This is a genomic window from Streptomyces sp. NPDC021224 (assembly GCF_044332905.1).
GTDB lineage: Bacteria > Actinomycetota > Actinomycetes > Streptomycetales > Streptomycetaceae > Actinacidiphila.
Map to the genome: position 1 here is coordinate 1 of NZ_JBIRPW010000037.1, position 2,386 is coordinate 2,386.

Sequence of the window (2,386 nt, forward strand, 5' to 3'; positions counted from 1 at the left end):
TAGTAGCACGCTCAAGACCCGAAGCGGAGTGATCTAGCCATGGGCAGGTTGAAGCGGCTGTAAGAGGTCGTGGAGGACCGAACCCACCAGGGTTGAAAACCTGGGGGATGACCTGTGGTTAGGGGTGAAAGGCCAATCAAACTCCGTGATAGCTGGTTCTCCCCGAAATGCATTTAGGTGCAGCGTCGTGTGTTTCTTGCCGGAGGTAGAGCACTGGATAGGCGATGGGCCCTACCGGGTTACTGACCTTAGCCAAACTCCGAATGCCGGTAAGTGAGAGCGCGGCAGTGAGACTGTGGGGGATAAGCTCCATGGTCGAGAGGGAAACAGCCCAGAGCATCGACTAAGGCCCCTAAGCGTGCGCTAAGTGGGAAAGGATGTGGAGTCGCAGAGACAACCAGGAGGTTGGCTTAGAAGCAGCCACCCTTGAAAGAGTGCGTAATAGCTCACTGGTCAAGTGATTCCGCGCCGACAATGTAGCGGGGCTCAAGCGTACCGCCGAAGTCGTGTCATTGCAGCATGAGGGTCAACGCCCGCTGTGATGGGTAGGGGAGCGTCGTGTGCCGGGTGAAGCCGCGCCGGAAGGCAGTGGTGGACGGTTCACGAGTGAGAATGCAGGCATGAGTAGCGATACAAGAGTGGGAAACTCTTGCGCCGATTGACTAAGGGTTCCTGGGTCAAGCTGATCTGCCCAGGGTAAGTCGGGACCTAAGGCGAGGCCGACAGGCGTAGTCGATGGACAACCGGTTGATATTCCGGTACCCGCTGTAAAGCGCCCAATGCTGAACGGAGCGATGCTAAGTCCGTGAAGCCGCCCCTGATCTCTTCGGAGTGAGGGGGAGTGGTGGAGCCGACGAACCAGAGTCTTAGTAGGTAAGTGATGGGGTGACGCAGGAAGGTAGTCCAGCCCGGGCGGTGGTTGTCCCGGGGTAAGGGTGTAGGACGTCATCCAGGTAAATCCGGGTGGCATATAGTCTGAGACCTGATGCCGAGCCGATTGTGGTGAAGTGGATGATCCTATGCTGTCGAGAAAAGCCTCTAGCGAGTTTTACGGCGGCCCGTACCCTAAACCGACTCAGGTGGTCAGGTAGAGAATACCGAGGCGTTCGGGTGAACTATGGTTAAGGAACTCGGCAAAATGCCCCCGTAACTTCGGGAGAAGGGGGGCCATGTCTGGTGATCACCCTTGCGGTGTGAGCTGGGTGTGGCCGCAGAGACCAGCGAGAAGCGACTGTTTACTAAAAACACAGGTCCGTGCGAAGCCGTAAGGCGATGTATACGGACTGACGCCTGCCCGGTGCTGGAACGTTAAGGGGACCGGTTAGTTCTGCTTCGGCAGGGCGAAGCTGAGAACTTAAGCGCCAGTAAACGGCGGTGGTAACTATAACCATCCTAAGGTAGCGAAATTCCTTGTCGGGTAAGTTCCGACCTGCACGAATGGCGTAACGACTTCTCGACTGTCTCAACCATAGGCCCGGTGAAATTGCACTACGAGTAAAGATGCTCGTTTCGCGCAGCAGGACGGAAAGACCCCGGGACCTTCACTATAGCTTGATATTGGTGTTCGGTTCGGCTTGTGTAGGATAGGTGGGAGACTGTGAAGCGGTGGCGCCAGCCATTGTGGAGTCGTCGTTGAAATACCACTCTGGTCGTGCTGGATGTCTAACCTCGGTCCGTGATCCGGATCAGGGACAGTGTCTGGTGGGTAGTTTAACTGGGGCGGTTGCCTCCTAAAGGGTAACGGAGGCGCCCAAAGGTTCCCTCAGCCTGGTTGGCAATCAGGTGTTGAGTGTAAGTGCACAAGGGAGCTTGACTGTGAGACTGACGGGTCGAGCAGGTACGAAAGTAGGGACTAGTGATCCGGCGGTGGCTTGTGGAAGCGCCGTCGCTCAACGGATAAAAGGTACCCCGGGGATAACAGGCTGATCTTCCCCAAGAGTCCATATCGACGGGATGGTTTGGCACCTCGATGTCGGCTCGTCGCATCCTGGGGCTGGAGTCGGTCCCAAGGGTTGGGCTGTTCGCCCATTAAAGCGGTACGCGAGCTGGGTTTAGAACGTCGTGAGACAGTTCGGTCCCTATCCGCTGTGCGCGTAGGAGTCTTGAGAAGGGCTGTCCCTAGTACGAGAGGACCGGGACGGACGAACCTCTGGTGTGCCAGTTGTCCTGCCAAGGGCATGGCTGGTTGGCTACGTTCGGGAGGGATAACCGCTGAAAGCATCTAAGCGGGAAGCCTGCTTCGAGATGAGGGCTCCCACCCACTTGATGGGGTAAGGCTCCCAGTAGACGACTGGGTTGATAGGCCGGATGTGGAAGCCCTGTAAGGGGTGGAGCTGACCGGTACTAATAGGCCGAGGGCTTGTCCTCAGTTGCTCGCGTCCACTGT

General features: G+C 57.1%; 1 rRNA gene. It reads left to right on the plus strand.

Features of this window, described 5'->3' with window-relative positions:
• Positions 1 to 2,367, plus strand: a 23S ribosomal RNA gene (locus tag ACH4PY_RS37035); the annotation flags it as partial.
• Between the last annotated feature and the right edge of the window lie 19 nt (positions 2,368 to 2,386).